The sequence below is a fragment of the Paenibacillus sp. 598K genome (assembly GCF_003851045.1).
Lineage (GTDB): Bacteria > Bacillota > Bacilli > Paenibacillales > Paenibacillaceae > Paenibacillus_D.
The window spans coordinates 4,318-4,766 of the sequence record NZ_BFBX01000151.1 but is presented as its reverse complement, the minus strand read 5'-3'; the positions used below and the strand labels follow the sequence as shown (position 1 = coordinate 4,766).

Sequence of the window (449 nt, the reverse complement as noted above, 5' to 3'; positions counted from 1 at the left end):
TCGTCGGTCTGGCCAACTATGAGCGTATGCTGAGCGACCCTTATGTCGCCAAGGGACTGGGCAACCTGCTCCTGCTGCTCGTCGCCGGCCTGTTCAAGACGGTCGTGCCGCCGCTGTTCGTCGCCGAGCTGATCTACTACCTGCGGAGCAAGCGGTCGCAGTATTGGTTCCGCACCGGCTTCGTGACGTCGATGATCATCCCTTCGGTAGCCGGGCTGCTCATCTGGCAGAACTTCTACGATCCCAATGTCGGGCTGCTCAACCAGGCGCTGCGCGCGATTGGGCTTGGCGAGTTGGCCCACTCATGGCTCGGCGACCCCGGCACGGCGATCTGGGCGATCATCTTCATGGGCTTCCCGTTCATCGGCATCCTGTCGCTGCTCATCTTCTACGCCGGTCTGATCGCGATCCCGCAGGATATGGTCGAGTCGGCCAAGATCGATGGCGCC

At 62.4% G+C, this 449-nt stretch carries 1 protein-coding gene; it reads left to right on the top strand.

Features of this window, described 5'->3' with window-relative positions:
• A partial coding sequence (locus PA598K_RS32100; RefSeq protein ID WP_148092022.1) for a carbohydrate ABC transporter permease occupies positions 1-449 on the top strand: 449 nt, incomplete at both ends.